This is a genomic window from Lelliottia sp. 489 (assembly GCF_050435885.1).
GTDB classification, from domain to species: domain Bacteria; phylum Pseudomonadota; class Gammaproteobacteria; order Enterobacterales; family Enterobacteriaceae; genus Enterobacter; species Enterobacter nimipressuralis.
The window spans coordinates 71,226-84,239 of sequence record NZ_JBNDLC010000011.1; the positions used below are offsets into that span (position 1 = coordinate 71,226).

The 13,014-nt window shown below is 55.1% G+C and carries 13 protein-coding genes and 2 tRNA genes; 4 read left to right on the plus strand and 11 right to left on the minus strand.

All coding sequences use genetic code 11. The features are described 5' to 3' along the window. The first annotated feature begins 40 nt into the window (after positions 1–40). On the plus strand, positions 41–322 hold the full coding sequence (gene ppiC / locus ABIE11_RS21315) for a peptidylprolyl isomerase PpiC (RefSeq protein ID WP_015960967.1): 282 nt from the start codon (positions 41–43) through the stop codon (positions 320–322). 151 nt (positions 323–473) lie between these two features. On the opposite strand, the gene ilvC is transcribed toward ppiC, so the two are convergent. Continuing rightward, on the minus strand, positions 474–1,949 hold the full coding sequence (ilvC, locus tag ABIE11_RS21320; protein WP_100778414.1) for a ketol-acid reductoisomerase: 1,476 nt from the start codon (positions 1,947–1,949) through the stop codon (positions 474–476). A gap of 148 nt (positions 1,950–2,097) precedes the next feature. Between ilvC and ilvY the strand changes: the two genes are divergently transcribed. Beyond that, complete coding sequence (ilvY, locus tag ABIE11_RS21325) at positions 2,098–2,988, plus strand: HTH-type transcriptional activator IlvY (protein WP_100778413.1); 891 nt, start codon at positions 2,098–2,100, stop codon at positions 2,986–2,988. Here ilvY and ilvA read toward each other — a convergent pair. From ilvA to ilvL, 7 genes are all read right to left on the minus strand, one after another. Beyond that, on the minus strand, positions 2,985–4,529 hold the full coding sequence (gene ilvA, locus ABIE11_RS21330; protein ID WP_102105673.1) for a threonine ammonia-lyase, biosynthetic: 1,545 nt from the start codon (positions 4,527–4,529) through the stop codon (positions 2,985–2,987). The two genes, ilvY and ilvA, sit on opposite strands and share 4 nt — an antisense overlap. Positions 4,530–4,531: 2 nt before the next feature. Then, positions 4,532–6,382, minus strand: a complete 1,851-nt coding sequence (gene ilvD / locus ABIE11_RS21335) for a dihydroxy-acid dehydratase (protein ID WP_102105669.1) — start codon at positions 6,380–6,382, stop codon at positions 4,532–4,534. Between the two features lie 59 nt (positions 6,383–6,441). Next, entirely contained in the window at positions 6,442–7,371 is a 930-nt protein-coding gene (ilvE, locus tag ABIE11_RS21340) for a branched-chain-amino-acid transaminase (RefSeq protein ID WP_429185370.1), read from the minus strand. Between the two features lie 18 nt (positions 7,372–7,389). Continuing rightward, the gene (gene ilvM / locus ABIE11_RS21345) at positions 7,390–7,653 is read right to left on the minus strand and encodes an acetolactate synthase 2 small subunit (protein WP_095283916.1); all 264 of its coding nucleotides are present in this window, start codon (positions 7,651–7,653) and stop codon (positions 7,390–7,392) included. Beyond that, entirely contained in the window at positions 7,650–9,296 is a 1,647-nt protein-coding gene (ilvG, locus tag ABIE11_RS21350) for an acetolactate synthase 2 catalytic subunit (RefSeq protein WP_429185371.1), read from the minus strand. Before ilvG ends, ilvM begins: the two co-directional genes overlap by 4 nt. Beyond that, the gene (ilvX, locus tag ABIE11_RS21355) at positions 9,293–9,349 is read right to left on the minus strand and encodes a peptide IlvX (RefSeq protein ID WP_194514210.1); all 57 of its coding nucleotides are present in this window, start codon (positions 9,347–9,349) and stop codon (positions 9,293–9,295) included. The genes ilvG and ilvX overlap by 4 nt, the downstream gene beginning before the upstream one ends. Before the next feature lie 86 nt (positions 9,350–9,435). Continuing rightward, positions 9,436–9,534, minus strand: a complete 99-nt coding sequence (gene ilvL, locus ABIE11_RS21360) for an ilv operon leader peptide (RefSeq protein ID WP_023620831.1) — start codon at positions 9,532–9,534, stop codon at positions 9,436–9,438. A 342-nt stretch (positions 9,535–9,876) separates the two neighbouring features. Here ilvL and ABIE11_RS21365 point away from each other — a divergent pair, with 342 nt between their 5' ends. Further along, positions 9,877–11,397 carry a YifB family Mg chelatase-like AAA ATPase gene (locus ABIE11_RS21365; protein ID WP_429185372.1) on the plus strand — a complete coding sequence of 507 codons (1,521 nt, stop codon included), beginning with the start codon at positions 9,877–9,879 and terminating at the stop codon, positions 11,395–11,397. 31 nt (positions 11,398–11,428) lie between these two features. Here the strand turns inward: ABIE11_RS21365 and ABIE11_RS21370 are convergent, their stop codons facing one another. Further along, positions 11,429–11,767, minus strand: a complete 339-nt coding sequence (locus ABIE11_RS21370; protein WP_100778408.1) for a DUF413 domain-containing protein — start codon at positions 11,765–11,767, stop codon at positions 11,429–11,431. Positions 11,768–11,885: 118 nt separating this feature from the next. Between ABIE11_RS21370 and hdfR the strand changes: the two genes are divergently transcribed. Beyond that, the gene (gene hdfR / locus ABIE11_RS21375) at positions 11,886–12,707 is read left to right on the plus strand and encodes an HTH-type transcriptional regulator HdfR (RefSeq protein ID WP_409256612.1); all 822 of its coding nucleotides are present in this window, start codon (positions 11,886–11,888) and stop codon (positions 12,705–12,707) included. 91 nt (positions 12,708–12,798) lie between these two features. Here hdfR and ABIE11_RS21380 read toward each other — a convergent pair. Beyond that, positions 12,799–12,874, minus strand: a tRNA-Trp gene (locus ABIE11_RS21380). 53 nt (positions 12,875–12,927) lie between these two features. Then, a tRNA-Asp gene (locus tag ABIE11_RS21385) sits at positions 12,928–13,004 on the minus strand. Positions 13,005–13,014: the final 10 nt, after the last annotated feature.

A 13,014-nucleotide genomic window follows, 5' to 3' on the forward strand; every position in this document is an offset into this window, starting at 1 on the left:
TAGTATAGCGAGCCTAATCCATACCACTCAAGGCACGATCATGGCAAAAACAGCAGCAGCACTGCATATTCTTGTTAAAGAAGAGAAACTGGCACTGGATCTTCTGGAGCAGATCAAAAACGGCGCGGACTTCGAGAAACTGGCGAAGAAACACTCTACCTGCCCGTCAGGCAAAAAAGGCGGCCACTTAGGTGAATTCCGTCAGGGCCAGATGGTTCCTGCGTTTGATAAAGTGGTGTTCTCCTGCCCGGTGCTGGAGCCAACCGGCCCACTGCACACCCAGTTCGGTTACCACATCATTAAAGTGCTGTACCGCAACTAAGCAGCAAAAAGCCCGGTGGCGGCTACGCCTTACCGGGCTTACTGAGTGTCATTTCGATTTGCAAAAAGGCGCTTAATGCGCACAACCCTACTCAGTGACCGGGCTGTGCGAATGCTGCCAACGCATCTGCAACTCGAAAGGTGATGAGGTATCAGCCAGCGACAGCGATACGCTTCATATCTTTCATATAACCGCGCAGCGTATGACCCACGCTCTCAATTGCATGGCTACGAATCGCTTCGTTCACGTCACGCAGCTGAGCGTTATCCACCGTGCCTTCTGCAATCGCTTTGCCCAGATCGCCTGGCTGCAGAGTCGTCATGAACTCTTTCAGCAGCGGTACGCAAGCGTAAGAGAACAGGTAGTTACCGTACTCAGCGGTATCAGAGATAACCACGTTCATCTCATACAGACGCTTACGGGCGATAGTGTTGGCAATCAGCGGCAGCTCGTGCAGTGATTCATAGTACGCAGACTCTTCGATGATGCCGGAATCCACCATGGTTTCGAACGCCAGTTCAACGCCCGCTTTCACCATCGCGATCATCAGAACGCCTTTGTCGAAGTACTCTTGCTCGCTGATTTTACCGTCAAACTGCGCAGCGGTTTCGAACGCGGTTTTACCGGTCTCTTCACGCCAGGTCAGCAGTTTTTTATCGTCGTTGGCCCAGTCAGCCATCATGCCGGAGGAGAATTCGCCGGAGATGATGTCATCCATATGTTTCTGGAACAGCGGCGCCATGATCTCTTTCAGCTGCTCAGAGAGCGCATAAGCACGCAGTTTTGCCGGGTTGGACAGACGGTCCATCATCAGCGTGATACCGCCCTGCTTCAGCGCTTCGGTGATGGTTTCCCAGCCGAATTGAATCAGTTTTTCTGCGTAAGACGGGTCGGTACCCTCTTCCACCAGCTTGTCGAAGCACAGCAGAGAACCGGCCTGCAGCATACCGCACAGGATAGTCTGCTCGCCCATCAGGTCAGATTTCACTTCTGCCACGAAGGAAGATTCCAGGACACCTGCGCGGTGACCGCCGGTAGCCGCAGCCCAGGCTTTGGCAATCGCCATGCCTTCGCCCTTCGGATCGTTTTCCGGATGAACCGCAATCAGGGTTGGCACACCGAAACCACGTTTGTACTCTTCACGCACTTCGGTACCTGGGCACTTCGGCGCAACCATCACCACGGTGATGTCTTTACGGATCTGCTCGCCCACTTCAACGATGTTGAACCCGTGAGAATAACCCAGCGCCGCGCCGTCTTTCATCAGCGGCTGAACAGAGCGCACAACGTCGGAGTGCTGTTTGTCCGGCGTCAGGTTAACCACCAGATCGGCCTGCGGGATCAGCTCTTCGTAGGTACCCACCTTGAAGCCGTTTTCGGTCGCTTTACGCCATGAAGCACGTTTCTCGGCGATCGCTTCTTTACGCAGGGCGTAAGCGATGTCCAGACCGGAGTCACGCATGTTCAGGCCCTGGTTCAGACCCTGTGCGCCACAGCCGACGATGACCACTTTTTTACCCTGAAGGTAGCTCGCGCCATCGGCGAATTCATCGCGCGCCATAAAGCGGCATTTGCCCAACTGTGCCAGCTGCTGACGCAGATTCAGTGTATTGAAGTAGTTAGCCATGGTGAACTCCGTGATGTTGTGTTGCTTATTGTTCGGGTCGCTTATGCGAGAATGAACTTACTATATGACAGGAAATTTATTGCGGAAATTGATATATTCACAACATCACGTTGCAATTTCTGCAATGTAAAACCGTGGGGAGCAATCTGTGGATTTACGCGATCTCAAAACCTTTCTGCATCTGGCAGAAAGCCGTCATTTTGGCCGCAGCGCCCGGGCCATGCACGTCAGTCCCTCCACGCTCTCCCGGCAAATTCAGCGCCTGGAAGAGGATCTCGGTCAGGCGCTATTTGTGCGCGACAACCGCACCGTGACGCTCACGGAAGCGGGCGAAGAGCTGCGAACGTTCGCCCAACAGACCTTACTTCAGTACCAGCAGTTGCGGCACACCATCGATCAGCAGGGGCCGTCCCTCTCTGGCGAACTGCATATCTTCTGTTCCGTGACGGCGGCCTATAGCCACCTGCCGCCGATTCTCGATCGTTTTCGTGCTGAACATCCATCGGTAGAAATCAAGCTCACCACGGGCGATGCCGCAGATGCGATGGAGAAAGTGGTGACGGGTGAAGCGGATCTGGCGATTGCGGGTAAACCCGAAACGCTGCCCGGCGCGGTCGCGTTTTCGATGCTGGAGAATCTGGCCGTGGTGTTAATCGCTCCGGCTCTACCGTGCCCGGTGCGCAATCAGATATCCGTCGATAATCCTGACTGGGCAACGGTGCCGTTCATCATGGCCGACCAGGGACCCGTCCGCCGCCGCATCGAACTGTGGTTCCGGCGCCAAAAAATCAGCAACCCGTCGATTTATGCGACAGTGGGCGGGCACGAAGCGATGGTGTCGATGGTGGCGCTCGGCTGTGGCGTGGCGTTGCTGCCGGAGGTGGTGCTGGAAAACAGCCCGGAGCCGGTGCGCAATCGCGTGATGATTTTAGAGCGGAGCGATGAGAAAACACCGTTTGAGCTTGGCGTATGCGCACAAAAAAAGCGGCTGCATGAGCCGCTTATTGACGCGTTTTGGCAGATATTGCCGAACCACTAGCCCGCCAGGAAGAACCTGAACGCCGGGTTATGGGTCTCGTCGTGACAATCGTAACCCAGCTCGTTCAGCCGCGTTTCGAAATCCGGCTCGTGCTCGCCCAGTTCGAATGCCGCTAACACACGCCCGTAGTCAGTACCATGGCTACGGTAGTGGAACAGAGAGATGTTCCAGTGCGTGCCGAGGGTGTGCAGGAACTTCAGCAACGCGCCCGGTGATTCCGGGAACTCAAAGCTGAACAGACGTTCCTGTAACGGCTTCGATGGACGCCCGCCGACCATATAGCGCACATGCAGCTTCGCCATTTCGTCATCAGAGAGATCCACCACGCTGTAGCCGCCTTCATTCAGCAGGTGGAGGATCTCTTTGCGCTCCTCCAGCCCACGGCTCAGACGCACACCGACAAAAATGCAGGCATCTTTCGCATCGGCAAAGCGATAGTTAAACTCTGTGACGGAACGCCCACCGAGCAGCTGGCAGAATTTAAGGAAACTGCCCTTCTCTTCCGGGATCGTCACCGCCAGCAGCGCCTCGCGTTGCTCACCCAGCTCGCAGCGTTCGGACACGTAGCGCAGGCCGTGGAAGTTGACGTTCGCGCCGGACAGCACATGCGCCAGGCGTTCCCCGCGAATGTTGTGCTGAGCGATGTATTTTTTCATTCCCGCCAGCGCCAGAGCACCCGACGGCTCCGCGACCGCACGGACATCCTCGAACAGATCTTTCATAGCCGCGCAGATCGCATCGCTGTCGACGGTGATGATGTCGTCGAGATACTCCTGGCAAACGCGGAAGGTCTCATCGCCAATGCGCTTGACCGCAACGCCCTCAGCAAACAGCCCGACACGCGGGAGATCGACCGGATGACCGGCATCCAGCGCCGCTTTCAGGCAGGCGGAATCTTCCGCTTCCACCGCAATCACTTTGATCTGTGGCATCAGCTGTTTGATAAGCACTGCAACACCCGCTGCCAGACCACCGCCGCCCACCGGGACAAACACCCGATCGAGATGCGCATCCTGCTGCAACAGCTCCAGCGCCAGCGTGCCCTGCCCTGCAATCACCATCGGGTGATCGAACGGTGGCACCCAGGTAAAGCCCTGCTGCTGCGCCAGTTCGATGGCGCGCGCCTTCGCTTCGTCAAAATTGGCACCGTGCAGGAGCACTTCGCCACCGAAACCGCGAACTGCATCCACTTTGATATCCGCCGTGGCCACCGGCATCACGATCAGCGCTTTCAGCCCTAAACGCGCGGCGGAAAACGCCACGCCCTGGGCGTGATTTCCCGCTGAGGCGGTGATGACGCCGCGTGCTTTTTGCTCTTCGGTTAGCCCGGCCATCATCGCGTAAGCACCGCGCAGCTTAAAGCTGTGTACCGGCTGGCGGTCTTCGCGTTTCACCAGGATCACGTTATCGAGACGGGACGACAGCTTGTCCATTTTCTGCAGCGGCGTGACCTGCACAGCCTCGTAGACCGGTGCGCGAAGCACCGCTCTGAGATATTCCGCCCCCTCAGGGGCGGCGGATAAGGGTTGTGATTCGGCCATCATTAGCCCCCAAGCTTGGATTTATCGCGCACCGCGCCTTTGTCCGCACTGGTGGCAAGGGTGGCATAAGCGCGCAGGGCGAAGGAGACTTCACGCTGGCGATCTTTTGGCGTCCAGGCTTTATCACCACGGGCTTCCTGTGCTTCACGACGCGCGGCAATTTCCTGCTCGCTCAGCTGCAGCTGAATGCCGCGATTCGGAATGTCGATCGCAATCATGTCGCCGTCTTCAATGATGGCGATGTTGCCGCCGCTCGCGGCTTCCGGAGAAACGTGGCCGATAGAGAGACCGGATGTGCCGCCGGAGAAACGACCATCGGTGATCAGTGCGCAGGCTTTACCGAGACCCATGGATTTCAGGAAGGTGGTCGGATAGAGCATCTCTTGCATGCCCGGCCCGCCTTTTGGCCCTTCGTAGCGGATAACAACCACATCGCCCGCCACCACTTTACCGCCCAGAATCGCTTCTACCGCAGCGTCCTGGCTTTCGTACACTTTCGCCGGACCGGTGAATTTCAGAATGCTGTCGTCCACGCCCGCTGTTTTTACGATGCAGCCGTTTTCAGCAAAGTTGCCGTACAGCACGGCCAGACCGCCGTCCTTGCTGTAGGCATTCTCCAGAGAACGGATGCAACCTTCAGCGCGATCGTCATCCAGGGTGTCCCAGCGGCAATCCTGCGAGAAGGCTTGCGTGGTGCGAATACCTGCCGGACCGGCGCGGAACATCTTTTTCACCGCGTCGTCTTTGGTCAGCATCACGTCGTACTGCTCCAGCGTTTGCGGCAGCGTCAGGCCGAGAATGTTTTTCACTTCACGGTTCAGCAGACCGGCACGTTCCAGCTCGCCGAGAATACCCAGCACGCCACCGGCACGGTGTACGTCTTCCATGTGGTATTTCTGCGTACTTGGCGCGACCTTACACAGCTGCGGCACTTTGCGGGAAAGCTTGTCGATGTCACTCATGGTGAAATCAATTTCAGCTTCCTGCGCCGCAGCCAGCAGGTGCAGAACGGTATTGGTGGAACCGCCCATGGCGATATCCAGCGTCATGGCATTTTCGAACGCCGCTTTGTTGGCGATGTTGCGCGGCAGCGCGCTGACGTCGTCTTGCTCGTAATAACGTTTGGTCAGTTCCACGATGCGAGTGCCCGCATTCAGGAACAGCTGTTTGCGGTCCGCGTGCGTTGCCAGCAGGGAGCCGTTACCTGGCTGGGAAAGGCCGAGGGCTTCGGTCAGGCAGTTCATGGAGTTGGCGGTGAACATTCCGGAACAGGAACCGCAGGTCGGGCACGCTGAGCGCTCAACCTGATCGCTCTGCTCGTCGGAGACTTTCGGGTCCGCGCCCTGAATCATCGCGTCGACCAGGTCGAGCTTGATGATTTTGTCTGAAAGCTTGGTTTTACCGGCTTCCATCGGGCCGCCAGAGACGAAGATCACCGGAATGTTCAGGCGCAGGGACGCCATCAGCATCCCTGGGGTGATTTTGTCGCAGTTGGAGATACACACCATCGCATCGGCGCAGTGGGCGTTAACCATGTACTCGACCGAATCGGCGATCAGCTCGCGCGACGGCAGTGAATAGAGCATACCCCCGTGGCCCATCGCGATACCATCATCGACAGCGATGGTATTGAACTCTTTCGCCACGCCGCCTGCGGCTTCAATTTGCTCAGCAACCAGTTTACCCAGATCGCGCAGGTGGACGTGCCCCGGCACAAACTGGGTAAAGGAGTTAACCACAGCGATAATCGGCTTACCGAAGTCAGCGTCGGTCATCCCGGTAGCGCGCCACAGCGCGCGGGCACCGGCCATATTACGGCCATGGGTGGTGGTGGCGGAACGATACTTAGGCATGCTCTTTTACTCCCGTCTGAATATTCACTGGGACGGTGCGTGCCGTCCCAAAATTATGCTTATGAATTAACTTGATCCAACCAGCCCCATTTATCTTCCGTTTCACCGGTGAAGAGGCCAAAGAATGCATCCTGAATACGTTTGGTGACCGGACCACGGCGGCCTTCGCCGACCTGAATACCGTCCACGCTGCGAACCGGGGTGATTTCAGCCGCGGTACCGGACATAAACACTTCATCTGCCAGGTACAGGGATTCGCGGGACAGAACCTGTTCACGGACTTCGATACCCAGATCTTTCGCCAGCTTGATGATCGCATCACGGGTGATGCCCGGCAGTGCAGAAGAGGTGAGTGGCGGGGTGAACAGAATGCCGTCTTTCACTTCAAACAGGTTTTCACCGGCGCCTTCTGAGATGTAGCCGTTCACGTCCAGAGCGATACCTTCCTGATAACCGTGGCGGCGCGCTTCGCTACCGACCAGCAGGGAAGAGAGGTAGTTACCGCCCGCTTTCGCGGCCGTTGGGATGGTGTTTGGTGCGACGCGATTCCAGGATGAAACCATTGCGTCGATCCCCTGCTCCAGAGCTTCTGCACCCAGATAAGCTCCCCACGGGAACGCGGCAATAATGACGTCAGTGGAGTAACCGGCTGGCGGGTTAACGCCCATGCCCACATCACCCACGAACACCAGCGGGCGAATATAGGCGCTGGTCAAATTGTTTTTGCGAAGCACTTCGCGGCACGCTTCCATCAGCTCATCAACGCTCTGAGAGACCGGGAAACGATAAATTTTGGCTGAGTCATGCAGACGCTGCATGTGTTCGCGATGGCGGAACACCACTGGTCCTTTGTGAGAGTCGTAGCAACGGACACCTTCAAACACAGAGGTACCGTAATGCAGGGCGTGAGACATCACGTGTACCGTGGCATCTTCCCAACGAACCATCTCACCGTTGAACCAAATGTAATCAGCTTTCTTCGTCGTCATGTTTTCTTCCTGTCACGCTTAAGCGCGGATTTGTTGTGATGTGGTTGTGCTCTGGCAGATGGCTACATGGGCAACATCTACCAGTTTACTTAACTGGCTAAACAGTAAGTCGACCGACCGTGGACTGGCAACGGTCAATTCGATATTTATGTTCTGGGCATCGGTAGCGGTTTCCATATTCATGGCGCAGATCTGAAAACCACGGTGGCGAACGACGCGCAATACGCGCTCTAATGTTTCTGGATTGAAGCGGGCCTGAACGGCGACCTGATGTTGCATCATGATAATTTCTCCATCATTTGTGCGTTACTGGCGCCAGGTGGCACCAACGGCCAGACATTCTCAAGTTCGTCGATTGAGACATGAAGCAGGTATGGCCCTTCGCTGGACAGCATGGTGTCGAGTGCCGCTTCAACCTGGTCTTTACGGGTGATGTGTTGGCCAGGGATGCCGAAGGCGCTGGCCAGCACGAGGAAATCAGGATTATCAGTGAGGGTAGTTTCGCTGTAGCGCTCCTGGAAAAAGAGCTGCTGCCACTGGCGAACCATGCCTAAACGCTGGTTATCCAGTAACAGGATTTTCAGCGGCAGCTGTTTGCGTTTGACCGTGCCCAGCTCCTGCACGTTCATCATGAACGATCCATCCCCTGAAACGCAGATGACCGTGTCATTCGGGCGCGCAACCTGAGCGCCGACGGCTGCTGGCAGGCCGAAGCCCATGGTGCCTAATCCGCTGGAGGTGATGAAATTTTCCGGTCGGGTGTAGGTCATATGCTGGGCAGACCACATCTGGTGCTGGCCGACATCGGTGGTAACGACGCAGTCAGCTGGTTTGCGATCCGACAGCTGTTTTAACAGCAGTGGAGCGTAAATTGCCTCACCAGGATGATCGTATCGCCAGCTATTTTCCACGCGCATCTGCGCCGTGTGCTGACGCCATTCATTGATGGACAACGGCTGCTGCAACGCCGGTAAGAGCGCGTTCAGATCTCCCTGCAACGCCACGTGCGCCTGGCGCAGTTTACTCATTTCGGCCGGATCGATATCCATATGGATCACTTTGGCATTCGGGGCGAAAGTGTTCAGCTTACCGGTCACACGGTCGTCGAAACGCGCGCCAACGGCGATCAGCAGGTCGCACTCTTGCACCGCCAGATTTGCGGCCCGGGTGCCATGCATCCCCAGCATGCCGAGGTAATACGGGTAATCCGCATCAACAGCACCCAGCCCTTTCAGGGTGCAGGTCGCAGGAATTTGCGTTGCAGCGATAAACTCGCGCAGCGCGGGAACCGCTTGTGCCATCCCCACTCCGCCCCCGACATACAGCATCGGCTGCTGCGCCTGGGCCAGCATCTGGCGAGCCAGTTCAACTTCCACCTGCGGGAAAAAGTCATCATTTTCGACGGTGGAGAAGTGCGGTTCTAAATCGCCGACTGCCACCTGAATATCTTTAGGAATATCAATCAGAACGGGGCCAGGACGGCCTGAGTTTGCCACCTGGAAGGCCTCTGCCATGACGCGCGGCAGCTCTTCCAGCGACTGCACCAGGAAGCTGTGCTTGGTGCAGGCCAGGGACAAACCGAGAACGTCCACTTCCTGAAACGCATCGGTACCGATAAACGGTGAGGCAACCTGCCCGGTAATGGCGACGACGGGAACGGAATCCAGCAGCGCATCGGCAAGGCCAGTGATCAGGTTGGTCGCACCCGGGCCTGAAGTGGCCATGCAAACGCCCGTTTTACCGGTCGCGCGGGCGAAACCAATCGCCGCCATCGCCGCGCCCTGCTCGTGTCGGCACAACAGGTGCTCCACGCCGCCGTCATACAGTGCATCGTAAATCGGCATAATTGCGCCACCCGGATAACCGAAGACCGTCTCGACTCCTTGCGCTCGCAACGCATGTACTACCCATTGTGCCCCGTTCATAGTGAGTTCCCCGTCATAAATCTGGAGAAACAGAATTTTGTGCTAGTTGTCATTATCTGCTCCTCATTTAAGTTTTTAGGTCATAAAAAAACCCCCGGACCTTTCGGTGCGGGGGTCTTAGTTCGTTAAGGCTTGATTTTTAAGCCTTTCCTCGTCCAAGTGCAGCCCCGCACGGTGGGATAATAATCACCACCACGCTAATCACGACCAGGCTAATCACTAGTAGAAGGGCTGTCATTTTGAGTTCTTTTGGCATCTTGTTCGAAGGAATACCTAAAGAGGTATCACAGACATTGAATTAAACACAAGAAATATTTATGACGCGATTGCTTAGCCAACGAATACTTTCGCAAAAAATGTTTGTTTTATATAAGGAAAATAGAAAATGAATATTTTTCATTTTTTAATAGTGTCTCCAACAGAGAAAACGTCGATTTTTGCGCATTTGCGATCGCTCTTCCGTCATAAAGCAAGTGTGACTTTGTTTCATTAAAAAGCATGAACACGCCTCGTAATGTCTGCAATTGACGCTAAAAAACCACAAAAAACACTGGCATAGTGACTGGCAAAGGAGACACCTATGTCACTGTCAGTCGTTTATACTCGCGCAGCGTTAGGCGTACAGGCGCCGCTTATTTCTGTGGAAGTTCATCTGAGCAATGGACTGCCCGGCTTAACCCTCGTCGGACTCCCGGAAACCACTGTGAAAGAGGCCCGGGATCGCGTGCGCAGCGCTATCATCAATAGCGGTTATACCTTTCCGGCCAAGAAGATAACCATCAACCTGGCCCCTGCCGACCTCCCAAAAGAAGGCGGGCGATATGATTTACCTATCGCCATAGCGCTCCTCTCCGCCTCTGAGCAGCTTAACGCTCCCCATTTGAATCGGTATGAGTTTGTGGGCGAACTGGCGCTTACAGGCGCGTTAAGAGGCGTTCCAGGCGCAATCTCGGGAGCGTTAGCCGCGTTAAAGGCCGGTAGACATATCATCGTGGCTACTGAGAACTCATCAGAAGTCAGCCTCATTGAGGAAAAGGGGTGCCTGATTGCCGGACATTTACAGGAGGTGTGTGCGTTTCTGGAGGGGCGTCATGGGTTGGCCGAACCTGAAGAGAGTCGTATCGGTGTGCCGGAACATGTGGAGGATCTTAGCGACATCATCGGTCAGGAGCAGGGCAAGCGCGCGCTGGAAATCACTGCGGCAGGCGGCCACAACCTACTGCTGATTGGGCCGCCAGGCACAGGGAAAACTATGCTTGCCAGTAGGCTTAACGGTTTGTTGCCCCCGCTGAGCAACCATGAGGCTCTGGAGAGCGCAGCAATCATTAGTCTGACGAATGCCACATCCCTACAGAAGCACTGGCGCAGAAGGCCGTTTCGCTCCCCACATCACAGCGCCTCACTCACGGCGATGGTTGGCGGCGGTTCGATCCCAATACCCGGTGAAATTTCCCTCGCGCACCACGGTATTCTGTTTCTGGATGAATTACCTGAATTCGAAAGACGTGTTCTGGATGCCCTGCGCGAACCGATCGAGTCCGGGCAGATTCATATCTCCCGTACCCGAGCCAAGATCAGCTATCCGGCGCAGTTCCAACTCATTGCTGCCATGAATCCCAGCCCATCAGGCCATTACCAGGGCAACCACAACCGGAGTACACCTGAGCAGACACTTCGCTATCTGGGACGACTGTCAGGCCCGTTCCTCGACCGCTTCGATCTCTCGCTCGAAATCCCACTGCCGCCACCGGGAGTGCTTAGCCAGATGAATAACACAGGGGAGAATAGCAGCACCGTACGGGAACGCGTGATTCGAGCCCAGGAACGGCAGTATTTACGTCAGAGCAAGCTCAATGCGCGACTCGATAACGCAGAGATCCGTCAGTTTTGTTGTCTGTCAGAAATTGATTCATGCTGGCTGGAAGAGACGCTGACGCGATTTGGCCTCTCAGTACGAGCATGGCAACGCCTGTTGAAGGTGGCGCGTACTATCGCTGATTTGGAGGGGAGTGGTGATATCGCGCGGCAACATCTGCAGGAAGCGCTAAGTTATCGCGCAATAGACCGTTTGCTGCTGCACCTGCAAAAGATGCTGGCGTAAAAAAGGGGCCGCAGCCCCTTTTCACATCATATCAATCGTCAGATTCGGTGTAGTCTTCTGCACCTTCCATCTGCGGCTTACCGCCGGAGAGAGTATGGAAACGCTTTGGTCGCTTAATGCGAGCCATGTATTTGATCCATACACGTTCTGCTTCAGATTCTGGCTCACGCTCACCACGGCAAACGGCAACAAACAGTTTTTCGTCTTCAGTTGCAGGCTCACGTTTCCCCAGATCCAGCTCGTTAAAGGCATAACCATGGCGCTCAAGCAGTTGCGCCTCTTTGATGGTGAAATCGCCATGACGAGAGAACCCGCGCGGATAATTTTTATTGTCGAAAAAACGATTAGTTGTCGTAAAGCTTTCCGCCATCCTACACGCTCCTAATTCTTTGGCCGAGCTATTTATGGCGCGGAGTATTAGTTACGCTTGACAGAGCGTCAAACAAAACATTTAAATCATCACGACAAATAATTTTGCGGAGAAAGATGTGGATACGGAATTGCTAAAAACTTTCCTCGAAGTGAGCAGAACGCGTCACTTTGGGCGAGCGGCGGAAGCACTCTACCTGACACAGTCAGCGGTGAGTTTTCGTATTCGTCAGCTGGAAAATCAACTCGGTGTGAATCTTTTTACTCGCCATCGCAACAATATTCGCTTAACGGCGGCTGGTGAGAAGCTCTTGCCCTACGCTGAAACACTGATGAATACCTGGCAGGCAGCGCGAAAAGAGGTGGCACATACTTCCAGATACAACGAGTTTTCTATCGGGGCGAGTGCATCCCTTTGGGAATGCATGCTGAGTCAGTGGCTTACACGATTGTATAAGTCGCACAACAACCTGCAATTTGAAGCCCGAATTGCACAGCGGCAGTCGCTGGTGAAGCAGTTACATGAGCGGCAGTTAGATCTGCTGATCACGACTGAAGCCCCCAAAATGGATGAATTTAGCAGCCAGATCCTGGGACAATTTAACCTGGCACTCTATGCTTCTCAGCCTTCGATGATGAAAGCGGATCTCAGCTATTTACGACTGGAATGGGGTCCCGATTTCCAGCAGCATGAAGTGGGTTTGATCGCTGCGGATGATGTCCCTTCACTGACGACCAGCTCCGCAGAGATCGCCTGTCAGCAATTAGCCCTTCTCAATGGTTGCACCTGGTTACCCACTCGTTGGGCGGATGACAAACCCGGACTGCATACTGTTTCTGATTCTACAACGCTTGTCCGGCCACTCTATGCGATCTGGCTTCAGAACAGCGACAAGCATGCCCAAATTAAAGATCTATTGAAAATCAATGTGATGGATTAGTTTTGAGAGTCTTGCAGGGACGCAAGAAAGACAGGGTTTTTTGAGGTATTCAAAGCAAAAAAAATCCTTTGCCGAAGCAAAGGATTATATATGGCAGGGGCGGAGAGACTCGAACTCGCGACACCCGGTTTTGGAGACCGGTGCTCTACCAACTGAGCTACGCCCCTAAATCTTCTTGCTATTAAGCCTGCTACGTAAGCAGGCTTAATATCTTAATAAGTGGCGGAACGGACGGGACTCGAACCCGCGACCCCCTGCGTGACAGGCAGGTATTCTAACCGACTGAACTACCGCTCCACCGAAGACT